The 22,224-nt window shown below is 43.2% G+C and carries 19 protein-coding genes; 11 read left to right on the forward strand and 8 right to left on the reverse strand.

The features are described 5' to 3' along the window. The first annotated feature begins 88 nt into the window (after positions 1-88). Together BP74_RS08365 and BP74_RS08370 are read left to right on the forward strand one after the other, a co-directional pair. The gene (locus BP74_RS08365) at positions 89-1,105 is read left to right on the forward strand and encodes an alpha/beta hydrolase (protein ID WP_496372993.1); all 1,017 of its coding nucleotides are present in this window, start codon (positions 89-91) and stop codon (positions 1,103-1,105) included. A gap of 195 nt (positions 1,106-1,300) precedes the next feature. Further along, positions 1,301-2,518, forward strand: a complete 1,218-nt coding sequence (locus BP74_RS08370; RefSeq protein WP_496372995.1) for a ScyD/ScyE family protein — start codon at positions 1,301-1,303, stop codon at positions 2,516-2,518. 255 nt (positions 2,519-2,773) lie between these two features. On the opposite strand, the gene BP74_RS08375 is transcribed toward BP74_RS08370, so the two are convergent. After that, entirely contained in the window at positions 2,774-3,901 is a 1,128-nt protein-coding gene (locus BP74_RS08375) for an arginase family protein (RefSeq protein WP_496372997.1), read from the reverse strand. A gap of 29 nt (positions 3,902-3,930) precedes the next feature. Further along, entirely contained in the window at positions 3,931-5,295 is a 1,365-nt protein-coding gene (locus BP74_RS08380; RefSeq protein ID WP_496372999.1) for an alpha-amylase family glycosyl hydrolase, read from the reverse strand. A 180-nt stretch (positions 5,296-5,475) separates the two neighbouring features. Here BP74_RS08380 and BP74_RS08385 point away from each other — a divergent pair, with 180 nt between their 5' ends. Beyond that, a complete protein-coding gene (locus BP74_RS08385; RefSeq protein WP_496373001.1) occupies positions 5,476-6,024 on the forward strand; it encodes a hypothetical protein in 549 nt (182 codons plus the stop codon). Between the two features lie 252 nt (positions 6,025-6,276). On the opposite strand, the gene BP74_RS08390 is transcribed toward BP74_RS08385, so the two are convergent. Beyond that, on the reverse strand, positions 6,277-6,891 hold the full coding sequence (locus tag BP74_RS08390; protein WP_496373003.1) for a c-type cytochrome: 615 nt from the start codon (positions 6,889-6,891) through the stop codon (positions 6,277-6,279). Between the two features lie 55 nt (positions 6,892-6,946). Next, positions 6,947-8,482, reverse strand: coding sequence for a bifunctional metallophosphatase/5'-nucleotidase (locus tag BP74_RS08395; protein WP_496373005.1), 1,536 nt, complete (start codon positions 8,480-8,482; stop codon positions 6,947-6,949). A gap of 147 nt (positions 8,483-8,629) precedes the next feature. On the opposite strand from BP74_RS08395, the gene ypfJ reads away from it, so the two are divergent. Both ypfJ and pheS read left to right on the forward strand, forming a co-directional pair. Further along, positions 8,630-9,469, forward strand: coding sequence for a KPN_02809 family neutral zinc metallopeptidase (gene ypfJ, locus BP74_RS08400; RefSeq protein ID WP_496373007.1), 840 nt, complete (start codon positions 8,630-8,632; stop codon positions 9,467-9,469). 80 nt (positions 9,470-9,549) lie between these two features. Then, on the forward strand, positions 9,550-10,581 hold the full coding sequence (gene pheS / locus BP74_RS08405) for a phenylalanine--tRNA ligase subunit alpha (protein WP_496373009.1): 1,032 nt from the start codon (positions 9,550-9,552) through the stop codon (positions 10,579-10,581). A gap of 67 nt (positions 10,582-10,648) precedes the next feature. On the opposite strand, the gene BP74_RS08410 is transcribed toward pheS, so the two are convergent. Both BP74_RS08410 and BP74_RS08415 read right to left on the reverse strand, forming a co-directional pair. Further along, positions 10,649-11,266, reverse strand: a complete 618-nt coding sequence (locus BP74_RS08410) for a hypothetical protein (protein WP_496373011.1) — start codon at positions 11,264-11,266, stop codon at positions 10,649-10,651. Between the two features lie 80 nt (positions 11,267-11,346). Further along, positions 11,347-11,541: an LPXTG cell wall anchor domain-containing protein gene (locus tag BP74_RS08415; protein ID WP_496373013.1), complete on the reverse strand. Its 195-nt coding sequence runs from the start codon at positions 11,539-11,541 to the stop codon at positions 11,347-11,349. A gap of 68 nt (positions 11,542-11,609) precedes the next feature. Between BP74_RS08415 and BP74_RS08420 the strand changes: the two genes are divergently transcribed. The 4 genes from BP74_RS08420 to BP74_RS08435 all read left to right on the forward strand — a co-directional run bounded on the left by BP74_RS08420 (position 11,610) and on the right by BP74_RS08435 (position 15,936). Next, complete coding sequence (locus BP74_RS08420; protein WP_496373015.1) at positions 11,610-12,449, forward strand: 3-hydroxyacyl-CoA dehydrogenase NAD-binding domain-containing protein; 840 nt, start codon at positions 11,610-11,612, stop codon at positions 12,447-12,449. Between the two features lie 51 nt (positions 12,450-12,500). Continuing rightward, on the forward strand, positions 12,501-13,523 hold the full coding sequence (locus BP74_RS08425; protein ID WP_496373017.1) for an SDR family NAD(P)-dependent oxidoreductase: 1,023 nt from the start codon (positions 12,501-12,503) through the stop codon (positions 13,521-13,523). A 21-nt stretch (positions 13,524-13,544) separates the two neighbouring features. Then, positions 13,545-14,624 carry a carboxypeptidase-like regulatory domain-containing protein gene (locus BP74_RS08430; protein WP_496373019.1) on the forward strand — a complete coding sequence of 360 codons (1,080 nt, stop codon included), beginning with the start codon at positions 13,545-13,547 and terminating at the stop codon, positions 14,622-14,624. A gap of 421 nt (positions 14,625-15,045) precedes the next feature. Further along, a complete protein-coding gene (locus BP74_RS08435; RefSeq protein WP_496373021.1) occupies positions 15,046-15,936 on the forward strand; it encodes a polysaccharide deacetylase family protein in 891 nt (296 codons plus the stop codon). Between the two features lie 30 nt (positions 15,937-15,966). Here BP74_RS08435 and BP74_RS08440 read toward each other — a convergent pair whose 3' ends face one another. Both BP74_RS08440 and BP74_RS08445 read right to left on the reverse strand, forming a co-directional pair. Then, complete coding sequence (locus tag BP74_RS08440) at positions 15,967-16,566, reverse strand: LURP-one-related/scramblase family protein (protein WP_496373022.1); 600 nt, start codon at positions 16,564-16,566, stop codon at positions 15,967-15,969. Positions 16,567-16,749: 183 nt separating this feature from the next. Further along, on the reverse strand, positions 16,750-17,553 hold the full coding sequence (locus BP74_RS08445; protein WP_496373024.1) for a TIGR00266 family protein: 804 nt from the start codon (positions 17,551-17,553) through the stop codon (positions 16,750-16,752). Between the two features lie 241 nt (positions 17,554-17,794). Here BP74_RS08445 and BP74_RS08450 point away from each other — a divergent pair, with 241 nt between their 5' ends. Both BP74_RS08450 and BP74_RS08455 read left to right on the forward strand, forming a co-directional pair. Next, entirely contained in the window at positions 17,795-20,653 is a 2,859-nt protein-coding gene (locus tag BP74_RS08450; RefSeq protein WP_496373026.1) for a M16 family metallopeptidase, read from the forward strand. Between the two features lie 160 nt (positions 20,654-20,813). Beyond that, a complete protein-coding gene (locus BP74_RS08455; RefSeq protein ID WP_496373027.1) occupies positions 20,814-22,184 on the forward strand; it encodes a DUF418 domain-containing protein in 1,371 nt (456 codons plus the stop codon). The last annotated feature ends 40 nt before the right edge of the window (positions 22,185-22,224 follow it).

Consider the following 22,224-nt stretch of genomic DNA (forward strand, 5'->3'; position numbering starts at 1 on the left):
ACCCGTTAACCTTATGTTCTTTATAATCCTTCGCTGATTTTATAATAAGGAAACATATTCTTTATATTCACCACTATAAAACGGTATCATGGCAAAGCAAGTTTATAGTTCCTTTTTTATCCTATCACTTTTACTATTTATAAACAGCTCATTTGCCCAGCAAACAAATTCCAGTGAAAATTACTCAGCCTACCTGCCGGAAGTTAGAGCCTTCAACCAGCAACTGGCTCAGATACCGCAGGGAGCCTCTATATTAACCAAAGAAGGTTTGTCGGCTGCCCGGAATTCCATGGTGCCAGGCAATTTGAAACCACAGCTACATCCATTTGTAAAATACATTCCAGGGCCTGCAGGAAATCTTGCACTCAGAATTTTCAAACCTGACACCATACGTGCCATAGTGCTGCAAATTCACGGGGGAGGATGGTCTTTGGGCACAGCCGCCAGCGATGATATTTCGAATGATGACATGGCAAGATCATGTAAAGTAGCAGTTGTGAGCGTTGATTACCGGTTGGCTCCTGAAGATCCTTTTCCAGCTTGTATCAACGATTGTAAAGCCGCAGCAAAATGGTTAGTTAATCATGCAAAAGAAGATTTTGGCACAGACAAGTTATTTATTTCAGGCGCTTCTGCCGGCGGACATTTAAGCGCTATAACCACTCTATACATCAGGGATTCACTGCATGCAATTAATAAGGTAAAAGGTGTAAATCTTATTTATGGTTGTTATGATCTTTCACGTACACCATCGTGCAGAATGGCAACTGATAGTACACTTCTACTTACTAAGAAGTATATGGATGAAACTTATGAACTGGTGTTTCATGGAATGAGCAAGGAACAATTGCGGAATCCACAATATTCACCATTGTATGCTGACCTGAAGAATTTGCCGCCTGCATTATTTACTATAGGAACTGCAGATCCTTTAATAGACGATACTTACTTTATGGAAGCAAGATGGAGACTGGCAGGCAATAAAACCTTCCTTGCAGTATACCCGGAAAGTTCCCATGCTTTTAATTTTTTCCCTACACAAATGGCCAGGGCTGCCAACGAAAAAATGTTTCAGTGGATCATTGACTTGTGTGAAAAAAACTGATGCTGATGCGTATCATAAACCAACATGCTTCTTTGCACGATGCATTCAAATACTTTTGTATAAGTATGCAAAAAGAAGTACCTTAATACCCCGATCCCTCCAAACTATTCCTCCAGTACTTTTTTGACTATACTTTTCCTGTACGTACAATCCGCTTATTGTCAGCAAGTATTTTTTAACCTTAAATAATACATCATGCGTACATTCCAAAAGGTAATCACCGATACGGATACCAATGCTGCTGTATCAAAGGGCTCACTTTCTATAAGAAAGGAAGTTCTGAACCGTATCAAGCCTACGGCTGAGAAGCCTCCCATCTCCTTGAAAAAACTAATTCTTTTCTGCTTCTCTTTATTATTTTTTACAATGCTAATGCCGGGATGCAAACGGGAACAGATTGTTGATAAAACTGTAATTAATGATAATAGTAATGTATTGGCAAAAGCAAAAGTAAAGTCAATCCAGGCCAGCATGAAAGCGCAACTGGTAACTGGCCTTGGAGGCGGTTGGGGTAGCACTGTGGGACCAGGTGGAGACCTTTTTATTCCTGACGGAAAGGCAGGTGCTATCTTACGTGTAGACCCTAAAACCGGCCAGTATACTACATTTGCCAGCGGATTACCCCAATTAATCCCGGATGTTGGAATTGGCGGGATCTCAGATGTGGCATTCTTTGGCGGGAAAGCTTACGCGCTTGTCACACTGGTAGATGATCCTACTCTCTTTCCGACCGGGCAGGTCAACGGCATTTACCGGATCGATGGCCCGAACAGTTTTACGGTAATATCTGATATTGGCGCTTTCAACGTAGCCCATCCCCCAAGCGGCTTTGAATTTGATGTTTCAACCGGTGTTCAATATTCCATTCAAACTTACCGTGGAGGATTTCTTGTCACTGACGGTCACCTGAACCGGGTGTTATACGTAACACTTGATGGTAATATTGAGATAATTAAGAGCTTTGGTGATATTGTTCCAACTGGCCTGGCTGTAAAAGGAAACGATATTTACATGTCGCAGGCAGGTCCAATTCCTCATCTTCCAGAAAACGGGAAGATTTTGTCATTCAGCCTTAATTCCCCAATGGTTACAACTGTTGCCTCAGGCGCCCCCCTTCTTGTTGACGTGGAGTTTGGTCGTGGAGAAACACTCTTTGCTCTTTCACAAGGACCCGGCAGTGGTGATCCCGAAGGTTCACCTGCGGTGCCTAATTCCGGCTCATTGGTGAGGGTTAATGCAGACGGAACTGTCAGCGTAATCGCCGACAAACTTGATCGTCCCACTTCTTTTGAGATCATAGGTAACACCGCATACATCGTTACACTCGGGGGTGAGATATGGACGGTAGATAACATCGCCAGTCCGCCATTTGGCAGAAATAATACAAAACGTTTGCTTCACCGGCATGGCTAAACAAACAGATTTATACTAATAGTTCATTTTATTACCTGGCACATTTTTCTTCCCCCGCGTGTCACTGAAGGATCACGCGGGGTTTTTCTTTGATCAAAGTATTAAGTAAAGGATTAGAATCGGCAAGTTTAAAAGAATAAAGAAAGCATGGTAACATTACATCATCTGTTTACATGCTTTTACTCTAAACTTGTACAGTTTGACGCTGTTTTCTACCCTGTCAACTTTTCAACTAGTCAATCTGTCAATATCATCTCACGGCCTTTCCTGGAAACGCAGCCATCGCTCGGGGATCTCGTTACTGCTGGCAAGCAGGTAATCTTTATAGGAGCAGGCAATGAATTGCTTGTCGGGAAGCTGCATCCACCACCTGCCGGTCTTTTTGCTTTGCAAAAATGTAGTCTCAACCTCCGCAAAGGCTGTATGAAACTCGTTAAAGGATTCTCTTTCATCAATTACAGCTTCACGGCTGCCCCGGCTTCGGCCATCCATAAAATACCAAAGCATCTGGCTGATTTGTTTGGCTGTTAGTTGCTCTACATCTTTTTCAGGTCGATAACTATAGATGCCCACACTTTGCATGTTGCTGCTCATGCCTGCATATTGCATCAACGTGCAGGCCTCTTCACCATTTAGCCCATTAGGTGTAATGGTGTTGGCCGGAGCAAACGCATTGGCCAGTGCTGAAATATCAAAAGAGAAGATCTGGCAGTTGCGGATCACTGGTTCCATTTCATCAATATGCTCCTTCACCGTCCCTACGCGGAAGCAATCAAACCGCAATTTGTCCATAGTTTCCAGCATACGGGGATGCACGAAATAACTCTGGAAAGCAATATGATTATAATGCCTCATGTAGTTGGGATCGGCAGTGAGCAGCTCCATTAAAAAATTATCGCTGCGGAATGGAGAATCAATATTGATGTCGATAACAGCATCAACTCCCACCGCGTCCACCTGTCTTTTTTCATCTGCAAACGCATAGTATTGAGACAATGTCAGGTCATGCGAGCCACCAAGGACTATCACTGTCTTGCCGTCCAGCATCATTTCGTGCAGCACAATCTTTAATGCCGCATAGGTGTCAGTGTTAGCCTTGCCGATCTTCACATTCCCAATGTCTGCCAACCTGATGTCCTGGTGCCAGTAATAGAGATTGTAAAATTCATTCCGGATCACATCAGCCGCAGTGCCAGGCTGCAGCAGCGCTGCCCCCCTTTGCTCCCCGCAACCTACAAGCACAATATCCACATTATCAAGATCAGGAAACTCATCCTCGTAAACCTTGATCACCTTTCCTATCTGGCCTTCCTTGTACCCGGTATCATTAGAGATCATACCAAGGTTGACAGGATCTAAAAAATCAACTATTGATTCAAACATTCTGCAAGTTTAGGGAGTTCCGTCAACAGTTATTGATGAAGTTGATAAACAGCATATCCCCAGGGTTCAATACCAAAACCTTTATCCACAGGTTCCTTATTTCCGGCAAATACATTATTCCACTCTTTTTCAGATGGCTGCTCTTTCCAGCTAAATTGTTGTGGGTCTTTACTGAGGTTTAAAATCACCAGCACCTTGTCGCCTCCTTTCATTCTCTCAAAAGCATACAGGGCTGCATCGTTGTTGGTCGCCAGCTTTTTAAAGGAAGCGTTGGCTGCCAGTGCCTGGTTTGTTTTCCTTAGGTTCAGCAATGTTTTGTAGAAACCCGCACGTTGGAATTTGCCAAAGGTGATGGTATCCTTATAAAAGAAACGGATGCTATCGAGGAAAGGTTCTTCCTGGCCGCTGTAAATGAGAGGAACGGAACGTTCAATGGTCTGGCTCAGAACGGCAAAAGGTGCATGAATGGCCCCTGGCATGGTTTGCCAATCTGCACCATTCCAGCTGTTCTCGTCATGGTTGGATGTAAAATACATGCGTATGGCGTTCTTTGGATAAGTTGCATTTACTTTTTGAAGGATGCTATCCATACCAAATGCGGGCCGTTGACCTTTTGCAATCAGTTTCATCATGTTGAATGCATCCCAGGGATAAGAGGCATCAAAACCAGCTTCATGCAGCCAGGCGTCGTTGCCTTCAGCCAGCATAAAAACATTCTTTAGCTGGTGCAACCCGGTGATGCATTTTGTCCAGAATTCTTTAGGAACAGCAGGTGCTACGTCGCAGCGAAAGCCATCGATATCTGTTTGCGTGACCCAGAATTTCATCGAGGCGATCATGCTGTCAACCAGTTCAGGATTCTTGTAATTCAGTTTACGAGTATCTGTCCAATCGGATTGCGAAACCGGTTGGCCGGTAATGCTATCTCTTACAAAAAAATCAGGGTGTGTTGTCAGCCAGGGGTGGTCACCACCTGTATGATTGGGCACCCAATCTATAATGACCTTAAAACCCATATCATGTGCATGCTTCACCAGTTGTTTCCAGTCGTCCATAGTTCCATATTCCGGGTTAATGTCAGTATAACTGGAAACGGCATAATAACTTCCAAGAGGTCCTTTGCGATCCTTAACAGAAATAGGATTAATGGGCATGAACCAGAGTGTTTGAACACCCATATCTTTTAACCGGGGAAGGCTGGCTTCAAAAGCTTTGAATGTTCCCTGGGGTGTGTATTGCCTTGTATTCACTTCATAGATATTTCCCTGTTCTATCCAGGCGGGATGACCATCAATGCTGGAAGAGGAATTACTACCAGTAGTGGAAGGATGTGTAACAGAGCAGGAAAAAAAGAAAAAGCTTATGGAGGAGAGCAGGAATATATATCTGCGCATAGGTTTGATTTGCAATAAAATTACTCCATTTGATTTTGCATCTCTAAAATTCATGGTTGCATTTCTTATATAATGATTTGAAATCGATATCTTGAAAGAAGATCTGTTCCACTTGCAATGATCTTTTTCCTTTGAAGACAATAACCGTCCTGGTCATTTTCAACCAAAACTTCACATACAATGAAACAAGTATTAGTTCTCTTTATTATTGCCGGCATGGCATCCTGCAACAGCGGTGATCAAACTAAAACCACAGATACCGGGGCAAAGTCAGCCACAACCACGGAAGAACCCAAAATGGATTATGCCTATACGATAGAACACCCGGATAATTGGGTGGCAGGCCCTAAAGAAAATACCAAAATGGTGTTGCAATCTCTTAAGGATTTTGAAAATGGCGATGTCGACAAGTCATTAACGGCCTTTGCAGACTCAGTGGAGTTGCGATTTAATGAAATGGAAGGCAAATATTCAAAGGACAGTATTGCCAGCATGTTCAAGCGCGAACGCAGTGGGTTGAAGGCTATGCAGATCAACATGCATGATTTCGAATCGGTTAAATCCAAAGATGGTAAGGAAGAATACGTTTCCCTTTGGTACACCCAAAAATGGCAGGATCAAAAAGGCGTTTGGGATTCTATATCAGTAATGGATGATATGCGCATTCAAAACGGTAAGATCGCACTGCTGGATGAAAAGACCAGAAAATTTGCGAAGAAGAAGATGTAAGATGTTTGTGGCAAATGCATGATTTATTCTTTGTTTATCCCTATTCTTCGTTTATTGCCCGGGGTTAATCATCTCATGGTAACAGGATTGTAATGTATTATAAGGTTGGCATGGTTTTTTACTATTATAGTATATCTACCTTATAAAAATTAAACTGTAGGAAGCTCCCTAGCTCGAAAGAGACCGGGGCTTTTCTATTTTAAGCCCTATGCAAGAAACTAATAGCCCCTGGCTCCAGGGGCTTTACATTTATCATTTAGAAGCTGTGGGCATTGGTGGCGGTGCGTATTCCGGAACCCTGTTAGGCACGGCTGGTAAGGATTTCAGGTAGGCGTAAATGGCACCAAGATCTTCATCTGTGTATTGATTGATATAGTTCCAGGGCATGGGTGGCATGATCGGTCGGCCATTAGCAAGGCCAAGGTGTTTACCGGTTCTCAGGGTTTGGATAAATACTTCTTTTGTCCAGGCACCAATGCCTGTAGCAGAATCTGAAGTAAGATTAGCTGCGTAAGAAATTCCCCATGGTCCAACAAAGGCCGTTGCATCCGGAGCCATGCTCATCCAATTTCCTGGCTTGTAAGCTGCGGCCTCTACAGGTGGCAATTGTGAAGTGGCAGGATGGCCTGAAAGCATTTTAGAAGAATCTACTACAGGGCCATGGGCTGTCATGACCTTAGGTGAATGACAGTCATTACAGGCAGCTGCGGTAACAATGTAATTGCCTCTTTTGACAAGGGCTTCGCCTTCCAGTTTCCTTGCTTGATCAATATCATCGTTTTTTGTAACAAACGGTTGCTCATTACTGCCGTTACAGGATGCAAAAGCCAATGCGGCCATTGCCGGGAGGTAAAAGAGTGTGCGCATGAGTGTTGGTTTTGGTTTTATCAAGCTTTAAGATAACCATTTTTCCAACAGCATTTTACCTGTGTTTTTCCAGGTAACTAACTACAGCTAATCTTACATCAGAACGGGGATCATTGTTGGAAGTTTCAGCTTTATATATCCTTATTACATCGGGGTTGCCTGGATTCAAAAAATCCAGGTTGGCTTCTTTGCCTGTTAAAAGAAATTCCGTGATACCAACATGGTAGGTTTTCCCAGGAATAATAGGTTCACCGTTGATCTTCCAGGTACCCTCTTCGCGTGTTACTTCGCTATTGTATTGCAGGAAGCCACCATTGCCCCTGTTCTTTTTTCCCTGTTCCAGGGTTTTGATCAGCAGGCTACCCTTCATATCTGCCTCCCTGATGCCACCGCCAAAGGGCATGGTGCGGATAATATCATATTCAGTTAAAGGCATCTGCAGGAAATCATCAACCCTTATAGATCCCGCATTCATCAGGACAACTTCGGCTGTAGGAACTGCCTCTTTAATAGAAGACATTATCAGTTGGGTAAGATTGGTAGCGTGAGACCGGATCTCTGTTTCCCGTCCATCCAGGGGCCCATTATGGTCCATGACCACTTTTGCAGCGTCAAACCCCAGGTTTTTATAATTTTCATTGGCAATGCCCGTCCATTTTTGTACCACTACATTGGTGGCGCTGTCCAGGGCCACAGTTTGGTCCAGGTAAACAAGCTTAGGCTTTACCAGGGTTGACCTTTTCTTTTTATTAATGGTCAGGTTAACTACATATGCGGATTTGGCATTAGCATGTGCTTTAGCTATGTATATATTACCGACCTGCAGGAAACGCATATCGTGTTCGTGACCGCCCAATATCAATGCCAGTCCTGGTATTTCCTTAGCCAGTATGCTGTCTTCGTATACAGCCTGGTGGGTTAGGGCTATTACAGCATCCACAGAATCTTTCAGCGAATTATAAGCCTCTTTGGCAGACTTCAGCGGATCAGTGTAGGAAACATAATCTGCCTTGTTGAAAGGAAGGACGATACCCATGAAACCAATGCGTGCTGTGGTGCCATCGGCATCACGAAAATTCATTATAAAGGTCCTGGGAAATGCAGTATCATTTTTTGCAAAAGGCTTTACTGCACTATTCTCGCGGTGAAAAGCATTGGAAGCTATCCATTGAAATCCAGATTCATTGATGCGCTGCTGAAGCTCAGATTCTTTAATATCAAATTCATGGTTACCGAATACCGCCAGGTCCATACCGGCAACATTCATAGACTCCACCATTTGTTTGCCCCTGATGGCTTTCCCTCCGTATTGAAGGCTGTTGTAAACAGAAGGACTCAAAAAATCTCCACCTATTACCAACAGGGTATTGGGGTTTCTAGCTTTATACTTCTTCTTCAATGTGGCTACCCTGGCCATTCCTCCCTGTGTACCTCCCGCCAAAGGAGCTATCTCATAAACATCGTTGATGTGAATAAACGTGATATCAAGTTTATTTTCGTTACGCCCGGTTTTAAAGACTGAACAAGAAACAGAGCTAACCAGGATAAAAAAAAGGACAATACACCTCACCAGTTTCATGAATGATTTCATTAGGAGGCAAATAAAATGGTTTTTAGGGGAAACTGATCTTCTGTGGATACTGAAATTGACAAACATGCAGTAAATTAGGTTGGGCAATGGTTCAAGTTCAACCCTGTTGGGCACGTTTTTTTATACATAATTATAAAACAATCAATTATGCTTTGGCAAGGAAGAAAGGGCAGCGATAACGTTGAAGACAGAAGAGGGGTATCCGGCGGGCAGGTGGCTGTCGGTGGGGGTATATTGGGAGTTATCGTCCTGGTATTGAATCTATTATTGGGAGGCGACGGGAGCAACACGCAACTACCCCTGCCCAACCAGGGACAGCCAATGAGTACAGAGCAGAAGGGCGCCCAGGACCAGGAAGCCCAATTTGTAACCGTGGTATTAAAAGATTTGGAAGATACCTGGCAACAGATTTTGTCGAAAGCGGGAAAGGATTATCCAAAACCCACCCTGGTCTTGTTTAGTGGTGTTACGCAATCCGGTTGTGGTAATGCCAGTGCATCTTCAGGACCTTTTTATTGCCCTGCCGACCAGAAGTTATATATCGATCTTTCATTTTATGATGATCTCAAAGAACGCTTTGGTGCACCTGGTGATTTTGCCATGGCATACGTAGTTGCTCACGAAGTGGGTCATCATATCCAGTATCTCCTTGGCATCTCCGATAAGGTACAGAGACTAAGAAGCCGGCTTAGTGAAGAAGAATACAATCAATATTCCGTGCGGCTGGAGTTGCAGGCAGACTTTTTTGCCGGCGTATGGGCGCATTATGAAAAAGGAAAGGGCTACCTGGAAGCCAACGACATTGAGGAAGCCTTAAATGCTGCCAATGCCATTGGTGATGACAGGCTACAGAAGGAAGCACAGGGATATGTCGTTCCGGAGTCCTTTACTCATGGCACTTCTGCTCAAAGGATGTATTGGTTCAAAAAAGGGTTTGATACCGGAGACATTAACCAGGGCGACACTTTTAACGCTACAGAATTATAGCTATGTACTATTTTGTTCCTGAACTATCCTGGGCCTCCCATGCTTAGGGCTCTAATGCTTCATCTCCTATCTTTGCGGGCATGGAAGGATTGTTACAGCAAATTGAAGGTTACCGAAAGGATATTGAGGGTTACGAGATCGTAACACCACAACAACTGGAGGAATACCGGATCAAATACCTGGGCACTAAAGGACTGGTGAAAAGCCTTTTTGGTGAGATGCGTAATGTACCCAACGATCGCAAAAAAGAGTTTGGCCAGGTGCTGAACGAATTCAAGCAGTTTGCCGAAGCCAGGTATGAACAGGCCAAAGAATCATCTGCAGGTACCACCACTACAACAAAAGAAGAAGTGGACCTTTCCCTGCCCGGAGATGCCATTGCCATTGGTTCCCGGCACCCTATAACGCTGGTACGCAACCGCATGGTCAACATTTTCCAGCGATTAGGATTTTCTGTAGCTGACGGACCTGAGATAGAGGATGACTGGCATAACTTCACAGCTTTAAACCTGCCGGAGAATCACCCTGCCCGTGATATGCAGGATACATTTTATATTCATCAAAATCCTGACTGGTTATTGCGCACACATACAAGCAATGTACAGATAAGGGAGATGCAAAAAGGAAAACTGCCTATCAGGATCATTTGTCCCGGGCGTGTTTACCGCAATGAAACCATTTCTGCCCGATCTCATTGCTTTTTTCACCAGATCGAAGGACTGTATATTGATGAAAATGTAAGCTTTGCTGACCTGAAGCAAACACTTTATTTCTTTGTCCAGGAAATGTTTGGCAAGGATACAAAGGTGCGTTTCAGGCCTTCCTATTTCCCTTTTACAGAACCAAGTGCGGAGATGGATGTAAGCTGCTTTATCTGTGGCGGCAAAGGTTGCCGTATTTGCAAGCACACTGGCTGGGTGGAAATTCTTGGATGCGGCATGGTTCATCCGAAAGTGTTGGAAAACTGTGGTATTGACAGCAATAAGTATACAGGTTATGCATTTGGAATGGGGATAGAGCGACCTGCCTTGTTACTGTATGATGTGAATGATATACGACTGTTCAGTGAAAATGACGCACGATTCCTGAAACAATTTGACAGTGCGGTTTAAAAAATAACTATTTAAAATAATCAAAAAGACCCTCTTGACAGAGGGTCTTTTTGATGCTAAAGTTTTCTTACCAACCATCAGGAGGTTTGGCGATTTCTTCCCTGTCTGCCTGCCTGGGAGAATCGACCTCATGATGAATATCGATATCTCCACGTTTATAGTTGAAGAAAGCCGCAGCCAGGAAGCTGGCAATAGCTATGAAATACCATACCGTATAATTGGCCGTGACCCTTATGTTATTGGAAATATCAACAGGTCCGTTACCTCCCGAGTTTCGCCTGACATCACTGTTGATCTGGAACATAACAACGACCAGGCATAAAGCACCCAAAATGCCCATGAACATGGAAACTGAGGATGCAGTGCGGTTTCTTGATAAAGAAAATAACAGCCCGGCCACACCCGCCAGGAGTGCAACCAGAGCAAAGACATATAATTTTCCTTTTTCTTCTTCACTGGCAACCTCTTTATGGTTTTTATTTTGCAATATATCCGGGAGATCTTTTTGAGCCATGACCTTGTAATTGGTGCCAAATGCCAATCCCAGCCCGGTGTTTTCAGCATAGGGGGTATTGTTGCATTTGATCACTACAAATGGAAGGAAGAAAAGCAGCAGTCCTACCAGGAAAGCCACAGAACTGGTATATCTTCTTTGAAACAGGTCTCTCCCGGCAGTTGTTGGCATAATGAAGATTTATATTATTTGTATGAAAGGCATTGCATCTTCAGCAAAGGGTTCTCCGCGGTCATCCCGAATCTTTTTGGCTATCCAATTTCAGAATCACTGGGAGAAGTTAAGAACTCCGACTGGTCACCCGGATTCTCCACATTCTTTAATTGGGGTGCTTTACGCGGAGGCCTTTCACCTGCCATTTCCTGCTTTTTTCTTACCAGGAAAATGGTTGCCAACGCGGCCAGGGCAGCACCCACTGCGACCAATATGGTATTTTTATATTTCATCTTGATTTCTTTGGTCTTTATAAAGTTAGAAATTATTGTACCATATTTTTACTGACTAATATCAACAGATGAATATCATTTGCATTTGCGGGGCGGGAACAATGGGTAGCGGCATTGCACAAGTATGCGCCAGTGCTGGTTATACTGCCCTACTTTATGATCTGAATGAAGAAGTATTGGAAAAAGCGAAACAGAAGATCAATAGTGACCTTGATAAGCTGGTAGAGAAAGGAAAGCTCACGGCAAAAGAAAAAGATAATATCTACCACAATCTCCGGTTCACTACATCCATTACAGATTGCAGGGCCGACCTGGTGATAGAAGCCATCATTGAAAAAATGGAAGTCAAGACCGGGCTGTTTGATCAACTTGGTGCGATCAATACAGGGCAGACCATCTTTGCATCCAACACTTCCTCACTTTCCATCAACGCCATAGCCCAACATATTCCAATTCCCGGTCGATTTGCAGGCCTGCATTTTTTTAATCCTGCACCGTTAATGAAACTGGTGGAAGTGGTCAGGGGTGAACAAACGAGTGACGCGACAATAAGCGCATTGGTGGAATTTACCCAAAAGTTGGGTAAGCAACCCGTTGTATGCAAAGATGCTCCCGGGTTTATTGTCAACCGGGTGGCAAGACCCTTTTATATTGAATCCCTGCGCATTGCAGAAGAAGGAATTGCAGATTATGGCACCATTGACAGGATACTGGAAAGCAGGGGTTTTAAGATGGGGCCATTTAAATTAATGGACCTGATAGGCAATGATGTTAATTATGCTGTGAGCTGCTCGGTGTATGAGCAACTAAATAAACCTGCACGCCTCAAACCATCCTACCTGCAGGAAGAAAAGGTAAAATTGGGGCACCTGGGTAAGAAGACCAAAAAAGGCTATTATGATTATTAGTAACAAGTTGATAGGTGAAACCATTGATTCGTAATATTTTCGCCCCCATCAATGTCAACCAATCAAAAAGGAAAAGTTCTTGTAACCGGCGGTACGGGCTTTCTCGGCGCTTATATTTTAAAAAATCTTGTTGAGAAAGGTTTTGATGTAAGAGCTACCAGGCGATCCCCAAAACTTCCTTCTTTTATTCCTGAAGCCATACTGCAAAAAGTGGAATGGGTGGAAGCTGAGGTGCTGGACGTGGTTTCTCTTGAAGAAGCGATGGAGGATGTGTCGGCATTGATCCATGCTGCTGCCATTGTTTCATTCGACCAGAAGGACCGCAATAGAATGTACCAGGTCAATGTGGAAGGCACAGCCAACGTGGTGAATTGTGCTATTGAAAGCGGTATTACCAGGATGATCCATGTGAGTTCAGTGGCGGCCCTGGGAAGAACAACAAAGGCAGGAATGGTAACAGAAGAAAGGAAATGGGAAGAAAATAGCAGCAACACGCACTATGCGATATCAAAACACCATGCAGAAATGCATGTCTATCGTGGTTTCGCGGAAGGACTTGAAGGTGTGATGGTCAATCCAAGTACTATTTTGGGTTATGGCGACTGGAACCAATCCAGTTGCGCCATATTTAAAAACGCTTACAAAGGTTTTGCCTGGTATACCAAAGGAATTAATGGGTTTGTGGGTGTGGAAGAAGTGGCAGAAGCAACAGTACAGTTACTTGATTCGGGCCTGAATCAGCAAAGATTTATTATCAATGCTGATAACTGGCCATTTCAAAAACTATTCAACACAATAGCTGACAATTTCGGCAAACAAAGACCTACACGTGAAGCTTCCAGGGCCATGGGCGAACTGGCATGGAGACTTGAAGGCGTAAAGGCTATGGTTACAGGAAGTAAACCTCTATTAACCCGGGAAACCGCTAAGGTAGCCCAGAGCCAGACAAGCTTTGATAATTCGGCGCTATTGGCAGCCCTTCCGGGGTTCAACTTTACTCCACTTGAAACCGTTATTGCAAATTCATGTGAAAAATATAAGGCAGCCCTGGGAAGAGGTGAAATAACGCTTTAATTTTTCTATTTTAGTATCACTATGAAAAGTCCACACCTCCTCCTGGCCACTATTTCCTTATTCATATCAGCCATTGTTTTTTCTCAAAGTACAGTAACAGGTAAAATTACCGATGCAGAGACCAAGCTTCCACTGGAAGGTGCTTCAGTATTTGCCCAGAACACTACCAGGGGAACAGTTACCGACAAGGAAGGCAACTACCGGCTTTATCTTACTAAGGGTGGTTATGAACTCATAGTATCTTTTACCGGGTATGTGAGCCGAACCATCAACTTTGAAGCTGTGGCAGACAGGGAATTCAACCTGGAACTGCAGAAGGCTGACAACAGCATGAGTGAGATCGTGATCAAGAGCAGCAATGAAGTGACTGATGGATGGGAGAAGTATGGCAAGTTCTTTACTGATCATTTTATTGGTCGCACTCCATTTGCCGACAGTTGTACTTTGGCAAATCCCGAGGTTTTGAAATTCTTTTACTATAAAAAAAATGACCGGTTGAAAGTATTGGCTACAGAGCCTTTACAGCTCCGGAATAATGCACTGGGCTATACCATGCGGTATGAGCTGGATTCCTTTGTTCATTCTTACAAGACCGAGATCAACTCCTACAGGGGCTATTGCTTATATACTGATATGGAAGGAAGTCCGGAACAACAGGCAGCATGGAAACAGGCAAGAGAAAAAGCCTATTACGGGTCAAGGCTGCATTTTATCAGGTCTTATTACGATAGTACGCTTAAACAAAATGGGTTTACCGTGGATCTGCTTTCGAAAAATAACACAACAAAATTTGACCGGCTGGCCAATCCTTATGATTCCAGCTATTATTACTTTAATGACACTACGGCCGACGCCGAACTATGGTTTCCAGGAAAGGTTAGTATTACCTATACCAAAAAGGCTCCTGAAAAACAATACCTGGAGCAGTATGGTTTGCCACTGGATGTCAGAACCCAGATCTCCTATGTGGACCTGCTGGATGCGATACTGATAAAGCCAAACGGGTATTTTGTTGACCAGAGAAGCTGGATCAACCAGGGTTACTGGAGCTGGAAAAACCTGGCAGACCTGCTCCCCTATGATTATGAACCAGGGAACTAACGATAAGCAGATAATTTTAAACTACCTGGATAAAAATTTCTACTCAGGCAAAAAGGTTTACGATCACCAGGAGCATGATCACTACCGCGATCACTTTGATGGTTGCTCTCATGGATTGAATATCAAACAGGTTAAACATTGGATGATGGTTTGTCGGTGCAAATCTTATTCTTCACTGCTGGTATAACAAATATTTTAGACCGAAGCTTTTATTTCATCGACAAAGGATAATGGTGCATGCAGATGGTACATCTTAATTACTGCATGATCTGCAATTGCATGTGACAATGAAGATGGATGGGTAATATGTATCCAAAGCGGATAGCAGCTATAAGTTTGCCGCATTTACATATTCTTTAACCAAAGAAATTTGCAGAATGGCTGTTTGCGGTAATACATTCATAGTAAATATTTATTCCGGATGGAATCCTCAGATGATGGTGGTGATCCTTATACCACAATAGCCAAAACCAGCCTCTTAGCATTTATTTTTTTGTTCTCCTGTCACAAACCTTCAAGAGTAATTTTTACTCCACCTGTTGCAGTTTTACAGCAACCCGTTGTTATCAGTAAAATAATTGACGCCAATGAAACAAAACCTTTGAAACCCAGGAAGAAAAAGAAAAAGCTCTATCTCACCTTTGATGATGGACCCAACAGGGGCACCAAAAACGTACTGCATATCATGCAGGATGAAAAGGTGCCGGTAACTTTCTTTATCGTGGGCGAGCATGTATTTGCCAGCAGCAGCCAGGGAAGAATGTGGGACAGCCTGCAAATGGCCAGGGAGATAGAATTGTGTAACCATAGTTATTCTCATGCCCACAACCATTATGAGAAATTTTACCAATATCCTGACTCAGTGGTACATGATTTTGAGAGAAGCCAGGATAGCCTTCATTTAAAAAATGATATCGTGCGAACGCCCGGAAGGAATATATGGCGCACAGACAGCATCCAGTTTACAGACATCAAAAAAAGCGCTGCAGCCGCTGATTCGCTTCAAAAGGCAGGATTTATTGTTATGGGCTGGGACCTGGAATGGCAGTTTGATCACAAGACTATGAGTGTGATGACAAGCGCGGAGAAAATGTCCGATGAAATTGACAGTGTATTCCGGAAAGGAAATACAAAACACCCTGATCACCTGGTATTGCTGGCCCACGACCAGGTGTACGCTAAATCGGCAGACTCCTTCCAGCTTAGACAGCTTATTAAAATCTTAAAGGAAAAAGATGAATATGAGTTGTCCCTGGCGAGTGCTTACCCGGGTACTACCCCACAGAAAAAAGACACTGTAGCTGTAAAATAAAAATAAAGCCCCGAAGACCGGGGCTCGAAACTATTTGCTTTCCTTAAGCACCATATCTATGGTAATGGCAGTAATTACAATATTCATCTTATTCTGATCTTCAGCATACTGCGGAACAATACTGACATGATACTTATCTGCTGAAGTAAAGAGTTCTTTGGCTACCCCTGCCCATTTTTTATTGATCAATCCAATTTCATTTCCACTGGCATCTGAAATACGGAAATTCCAGGCTTTCCAGTCTCCATTGATCTCCGCTATTTGTTCTTCATGGGCGTCAAAGATGACAAAGCGGGGCTTTAAAAAACGGAACTTTTGCCTGATAGAACCTGTAATTTCCCCATTGGGGCCTGTGATCAAAATTTTGGACATCCAGAAGGTCCATCCCCTTTGAATGCTGGCCAGTAAAACTTCGTTAGTATCTGTAACGTGCAGCGTGAATGGGAAAAAAGCCTTTTTCAGGAACAGGCGCAGGAATTTATGCCATCCCGGAACATGCTGGCGCACACTTCCCACCTGTAAGCCCATGGGATCATACACTTTGTATTCATTGTGAAATTTAAGAAAGGAGACTTTTTCATCTATAAAATAGGCGTTGCTTTCAAAAAAGGCCGGATAAAAAACGGACATAGTTAGTTTGGTTTTAAAGAGGCCAAAGAAAGCAGATTTGAGAGAAAAGTAAAAATTGCCTTAGAAAAATAATGCAGTTGACCACCTGCCCTATTACATTTTATATTGAATAAGGTTTATTAAGGCGACACCCATAAAAAAAGCCCCTGTAAAGAGGCTTTACCATATTTTCGAAAGGATCATTTACCATCCGTCGCCATCTATCATATTACCCAACCCCCCAAGTATGCCCCCTTCATCCTTACGGCTTACCGTACCATATTGAAGGATTCGGCTCGCTAACCTGCTGACAGGGAGGGTTTGCACCCACACTTTTCCTGGGCCCCTGAGTGTAGCATAAAAAAGTCCTTCACCCCCGAAGATGGTGTTTTTGATGCCACCTACAAACTGGATATCATAATCACAGCTTGGTGTAAAAGCTACTATGCAACCCGTATCGATCTTAAGTATTTCGCCGGGTTGCAGTTCTCTTTCCATAATATGACCGCCTGCATGAACAAATGCCATCCCATCCCCTTCCAGCTTTTGCATGATGAATCCTTCACCACCAAATAAACCGGTACCCAGCTTTCTTTGAAATTCTATTCCTACCATTACTCCTTTGGCAGCACATAAAAACGCATCTTTCTGGCAGATCATTTTGCCACCCAGCCTGATCAGGTCAAGGGGAATAACCTTGCCTGGATAGGGAGAAGCAAAATATACTTTCTTCTTGCCATGACCTATGTTGGTATAAGTGGTCATAAATAAACTTTCACCCGTCAGCACTCTTTTTCCTGCTGACATCAGCTTTCCCAACAGGCCCTGGCGCTGCCCTGTTCCATCCCCAAAAATGGTTTGCATCTGGATGCCATCATCCATCATCATAAACGCGCCGCTTTCGGCAATGGCTGTTTCTTCAGGATCGAGCTCGATCTCCACGCATTGCATTTCTTCACCAATAATCCGGTAATCTATTTCATGAGCCTTTTGGCTAAATCCATTCATAGTGGAATTTTTTTCTAAGGTAAGAGAAAGTTGAAAACGCATTTAGGGAAATGGATGGCCGGAAATGGGATCAACCTATGGTGGAAACAAAAATGATAAAATTTCTAATTACTTATTTTACATCGTTTAGCGCCGCTTTTTTGGCACTGAACGAATGATGCGCCTTTTTTTATAAATGGTAATCTACAGCATCTTTTTTTAATCTATTTTGTCGCTTCGCTTTTAATAAACAAACATAAACATGAAACAAAAATTACTGCTGCTTACCTCCCTGGTGTTCATGGGTAGTTCCGTCCTATTCGGGCAGGCAAAGCTGGTAGAAAAAATTACCAAAACAGGCAATGAGATCGTCATCCCTTATGAAAAGTATGTTTTACCCAATGGACTAACCCTGATCGTGCATGAAGATCATAGCGATCCCGTAGTGCACGTGGATGTTACCTACCATGTAGGCTCGGCCAGGGAACAGATAGGCAAATCAGGGTTTGCCCACTTCTTTGAGCACATGATGTTCGAAGGTTCGGATAATGCTTTAAAAGGACAGCATGATAAGATCATCACAGGCGGTGGGGGATCCCTTAACGGCTCTACCAACCGTGACCGCACCAACTATTACGAAACCATTCCAAGCAACCTGGTGGAAAAAGCCATTTGGCTGGAAGCTGACCGCATGGGGTTCCTGCTAGGACAAGTTACCCAGGCACGTTTTGAAGTACAAAGAGCCACTGTGAAAAATGAAAGAGGCCAGAGGGTAGACAATGTACCTTATGGTCTTGTATCGCAAACCTTCAGTAAAAACCTCTATCCCTATGGCCATCCCTATTCATGGGAAGTGATCGGATACATTGAAGATCTGAACCGCGGAGATGTGAATGACCTAAAGAATTTTTTCCTGCGTTGGTATGGACCTAACAATGCAACGCTGACAATTGGAGGAGATGTGCAGACTGCCAGTTTAGTTAAGATGGTCGAGAAATATTTTGGCTCTATCCCAAAATGCCCGGAAGTAAAGCCAGTTGTTTTACCTCCAGTGCAGGTTGAGGGTAACCGCTATGCTTCTTACACGGATAATTATGCAAAGCTTCCTTTGCTGGCTGTGGTATATCCAACGGTTCCCAATTACAATAAAGACATGGCGGCCCTTCAGTGCCTGGCCCAATTGCTTGGACAGGGAAGGACATCAGTATTATACCAACAATTGACCAAGAAGCAAAAGGCTTTGCAGACAAGTGCATTCAGTCGTTTTGATGAATTGGCAGGAGAGTTTATTTTCCAATTGACTCCAATGGCAGGAAAGTCTCTTGCCGACCTGGAAAAGAATTTCCGTGCTGCGCTTGACAGCTTTGAAGCCAAAGGAGTGACTGAGGAAGATATCGCCAAGTTCAAAGGATCCAGGGAAGCCCAATTGATCAATGGGTTGCAGAGCGTGCAGGGTAAAGTGAGCCAGCTGGCTAATTTTCAAACCTTCACAGGAAACCCTAACAAGATCGCTGACCTGTTGAAGATGTATTCCAGCCTGACAAAAGAAGATGTGTTAAGAGTATATAATTCTTACCTGAAAGGAAAAGGTGCTGTGGTATTAAGTGTGACACCAAAAGGGCAGGATGCACTTATAGCTGGAGCAGATAATTTCAAAATAGATTCGACAAAATATATCGCACCTGACTATGGCTATTCCGGTTTGCAATATGTAAAAGCAAAGGACAATTTCGATCGTAAAAAAATACCGGCCACGGGTGCCAACCCTGTTGTAAAAGTGCCGCAGTTCTGGAAAAAAGACCTGCCAAATGGTATAAAGGTGATCGGTGCGCAAAACACCGAAGTGCCAACAGTAACTTTTTCTTTAAGCATCCCAGGTGGACACCTGGCATCATCCAGTGACCTAAGTAAGGCAGGCCTGGCCAGCTTTTTCACGGATATGATGATGGAAGATACAAGGGAGCATACAGCGGAACAACTTACCGCAGCCCTGCAATCATTAGGAAGTACCATCAGCATTGTAAGCAATACAGATGATGTGACCTATACAGTTCAATCTCTGAAAAAGAATTTTAGTAAGAGCCTGGCTATTTTAAAAGAGCGTTTGTATCAGCCAGTTTTCAAACAGGATGCATTTGACCGGTTGAAACAGCAAGCCTTACAATCTTTGAAAGCTGCCAAAGGCCAGCCAGCAACCATTGCCAACAGCGTTTTTGCCAAATTGAATTATGGCGCTAACAATATCCTGGGCATTAGCGAAGACGGTACGGAGGAAACAGTAAAAAATATCACACTGCAGGATATAGAGAACTATTATAAGAACTACATGACCTCCCAGGGGGCCAAAGTTGTGGTGGTGGGTGATATCAGGCAGGATGAAGTATTGCCTCAACTGGATTTTCTGAAACAATTGCCTAATAAAAAAGTAAACCTGGTGAAGCCTTCTAATGTGGCAACCAATGTAGATAAAACAAAGGTTTACCTGGTAGATGTCCCTAAAGGTGCCCAAACTGAATTCAGGGTTGGTTATGCTACAGGCTTAAAGTACGATGCGACGGGTGATTATTACAAATCCTTCCTTGCCAACTTCCCTTTAGGTGGTGGTTTCAACAGCCGGCTGAATATGAACCTGCGCGAGGAAAAGGGTTGGACATATGGCGCCAGCAGTCGTTTCATTGGTGATGATAATACTGGAGAGTTCCGTTTTTCCTCAGGCATCAGGGCCGATGCTACTGACAGTGCGCTGGCAGAAGTAATGAGGGAGATGAATGACTATGTTCAGAAAGGTCCATCAGATGAAGAAGTAGCTTTTATGAAAGGTGCCATAGGCCAGAGTGATGCCTTGCGTTATGAGACCGGTCCCCAAAAGGCCATGTTCATCAGGCGGATACTGGATTATAATTTACCAGCCAATTATACAGCCATGCAAACAAAAATCCTTAATGGAATGACAAAATCTGAAATGCAGGCATTTGCAAAAAAATACCTGCACCCGGAAAAGATCAACATCTTGCTGGTAGGTGACAAAGCCAAAGTATTGGATGGAGTGAAAAAGCTCGGATATGAAATTGTTGAACTGGATAGCGATGGCAATAAAGTAGATAGTAAAAAAGTCTTTTAAAACTGCCTGGTTCTAATTTTTTATAAAAAGCTGCCCCGATGTTTTATAAAACGGGGGCAGCTTTTTTTTGCCATTGTTTTCTTTACGGATATTTCATAAATTGATTGTAAAATCTCCCCTTAAAAACGCCGTATCATTTTAACTGACAAAACCAACCAAAATGATACCTGCAGCCTCAGCCCCTGTGGCACAAAAAGAACGCATCCAGATCATTGACACTGTACGGGGAATTGCACTCCTGGGAATCCTGATGATGAATATCCCGTTTTTCTCCAATCCAGAGGTCCAGGCTTTCAATCTAAACCTCAAGAATGAATACAGTGGTTTAAATTATTACACCTGGTGGACTGTAAATGGGCTATTTGAGGGAACCATGAGGGCCCTTTTTTCCATGCTTTTTGGGGCAGGATGCTTACTACTTTTATCAAGGTTAGAAAAGAAACAAACCAATATCAACCCTGCCGATATTTATTACAGGCGATTATTATGGCTGTTCCTTTTTGGGATGATCAATGCGTTTATATTTTTATGGCCCGGTGATATTTTATATTCCTATGCGATTTGTGGACTCATTTTATTTCCCTTCAGAAATTTAAAAGCCCGCCATCTTTTCCTGATAGGGATAGTCTTTATGCTTTGTGCTACAGGTAAAAGAAGTTATGAAATGTACCAGCAGCATAAGCTTAGAATTAATGGGGAAAACGCTCTTGCACTGGGAAAGCAAAAAACCATGCTCACGCAGGATCAAAAAGAAGCAAAAGAAAAATGGATGGCTTTCCAGGACAAGCATAAGGTGGAAAATCTTAAAAAAGAAGCACAGAAGGATATCAATGGAATCGGAAAGAAAGGATATTTCGGCACATTGGCGTATATGAGTTCTATTAATGCTATGATCCAGAGCAAGATCTTTTATCAATACTATTTCCTGGATATAATCTGCCTTCTTTTCCTGGGAATGGCATTTTTTAAATGGAATATCCTGACCGGCCAGCGATCAAAAAAATTCTACTGGACACTACTTATTGTTTGTTACACTATTGGATTACCTCTAAGTTATTATGAACATTATAGTCTTGTTGCTATACGCTTTGACAATTCATTATTTTTCAAACGCTCCATCATTGATATATACCAGGAACGAAGAATAATAATGGCCTTGGGCCACTTAAGCCTGGTCATGCTACTGTATAAATACAATATGGCTATTACGGCCAGGAATTGGCTATCGAAAGTTGGCCAAATGGCATTTACCAATTACCTGATGCAATCTATCATTTGTTCCCTGGTATTTTATGGATATGGTTTTGGCTTATATGGAAAACTGGAGCGTTACCAGGAGTATTATGTGGTGTTCTGTATTTGGATATTTCAAATCATCTTTAGTACTACCTGGCTGTACTATTTCCGTTTTGGTCCTTTTGAATGGGCATGGCGAAGCCTGACTTACTGGGCACGACAACCAATGAAAAGATCAAAGGCCATCACTGAAAGAGGTGAAGAAACCGAAGGCATTGCCCCGGCACTGGCATAAAAGCATTAAGTAATGGCAATAAACAGGAATAAAAAAAGCG

The organism is Flavisolibacter ginsengiterrae DSM 18136, assembly GCF_059568575.1.

What these genes read in the sequence shown, in the direction of transcription:
- BP74_RS08365 (WP_496372993.1), top strand. Translation starts at nt 89, where the DNA reads ATGGCAAAGCAAGTTTATAGTTCCTTTTTTATCCTATCACTTTTACTA.
- BP74_RS08370 (WP_496372995.1), top strand. Translation starts at nt 1,301, where the DNA reads ATGCGTACATTCCAAAAGGTAATCACCGATACGGATACCAATGCTGCT.
- BP74_RS08375 (WP_496372997.1), bottom strand. Translation starts at nt 3,901, where the DNA reads ATGTTTGAATCAATAGTTGATTTTTTAGATCCTGTCAACCTTGGTATG.
- BP74_RS08380 (WP_496372999.1), bottom strand. Translation starts at nt 5,295, where the DNA reads ATGCGCAGATATATATTCCTGCTCTCCTCCATAAGCTTTTTCTTTTTT.
- BP74_RS08385 (WP_496373001.1), top strand. Translation starts at nt 5,476, where the DNA reads ATGAAACAAGTATTAGTTCTCTTTATTATTGCCGGCATGGCATCCTGC.
- BP74_RS08390 (WP_496373003.1), bottom strand. Translation starts at nt 6,891, where the DNA reads ATGCGCACACTCTTTTACCTCCCGGCAATGGCCGCATTGGCTTTTGCA.
- BP74_RS08395 (WP_496373005.1), bottom strand. Translation starts at nt 8,482, where the DNA reads ATGAAATCATTCATGAAACTGGTGAGGTGTATTGTCCTTTTTTTTATC.
- ypfJ (WP_496373007.1), top strand. Translation starts at nt 8,630, where the DNA reads ATGCTTTGGCAAGGAAGAAAGGGCAGCGATAACGTTGAAGACAGAAGA.
- pheS (WP_496373009.1), top strand. Translation starts at nt 9,550, where the DNA reads ATGGAAGGATTGTTACAGCAAATTGAAGGTTACCGAAAGGATATTGAG.
- BP74_RS08410 (WP_496373011.1), bottom strand. Translation starts at nt 11,266, where the DNA reads ATGCCAACAACTGCCGGGAGAGACCTGTTTCAAAGAAGATATACCAGT.
- BP74_RS08415 (WP_496373013.1), bottom strand. Translation starts at nt 11,541, where the DNA reads ATGAAATATAAAAATACCATATTGGTCGCAGTGGGTGCTGCCCTGGCC.
- BP74_RS08420 (WP_496373015.1), top strand. Translation starts at nt 11,610, where the DNA reads ATGAATATCATTTGCATTTGCGGGGCGGGAACAATGGGTAGCGGCATT.
- BP74_RS08425 (WP_496373017.1), top strand. Translation starts at nt 12,501, where the DNA reads ATGTCAACCAATCAAAAAGGAAAAGTTCTTGTAACCGGCGGTACGGGC.
- BP74_RS08430 (WP_496373019.1), top strand. Translation starts at nt 13,545, where the DNA reads ATGAAAAGTCCACACCTCCTCCTGGCCACTATTTCCTTATTCATATCA.
- BP74_RS08435 (WP_496373021.1), top strand. Translation starts at nt 15,046, where the DNA reads ATGGAATCCTCAGATGATGGTGGTGATCCTTATACCACAATAGCCAAA.
- BP74_RS08440 (WP_496373022.1), bottom strand. Translation starts at nt 16,566, where the DNA reads ATGTCCGTTTTTTATCCGGCCTTTTTTGAAAGCAACGCCTATTTTATA.
- BP74_RS08445 (WP_496373024.1), bottom strand. Translation starts at nt 17,553, where the DNA reads ATGAATGGATTTAGCCAAAAGGCTCATGAAATAGATTACCGGATTATT.
- BP74_RS08450 (WP_496373026.1), top strand. Translation starts at nt 17,795, where the DNA reads ATGAAACAAAAATTACTGCTGCTTACCTCCCTGGTGTTCATGGGTAGT.
- BP74_RS08455 (WP_496373027.1), top strand. Translation starts at nt 20,814, where the DNA reads ATGATACCTGCAGCCTCAGCCCCTGTGGCACAAAAAGAACGCATCCAG.